1 pseudogene is annotated in these 308 nt (G+C 67.9%); it reads right to left on the reverse strand.

Annotation, left to right across the window (positions count from 1 at the left end):
- Positions 1-224: pseudogene (locus AAH991_RS40370) on the reverse strand (hypothetical protein); the annotation flags it as partial.
- Positions 225-308: the final 84 nt, after the last annotated feature.

Genomic DNA, 308 nt, shown 5'->3' on the forward strand with positions numbered 1-308 from the left:
CGCCAGTGAGCAAGGTTGTTTCGGGTGATGAAGGTGTCGGGGTGGTCGGCTCCCAGCACTCGCACTTGATCGTCCAGCAGTTCGGTGCCGGTAGCCACGGCCCTGAGTGCGTCGCCGGACTCTCCCTGCCACCGGGCCAGGTGAGCGCGGGCAGTGAGCGTGTACGGGTGGCTGGGTCCCAGCAGCCTCAGACAGTCATCCACCAGTTCGGCGCTGACGGCCACAGCTCCGATGGCGTCACCGGACTCTCCCCGCCACCGGGCGAGCATGCCCCGTGTGAAAAGCGTGTCCGGGTGATCCGGGCCGAG

It is taken from the genome of Microbispora sp. ZYX-F-249 (assembly GCF_039649665.1).
Lineage (GTDB): Bacteria > Actinomycetota > Actinomycetes > Streptosporangiales > Streptosporangiaceae > Microbispora > Microbispora maris.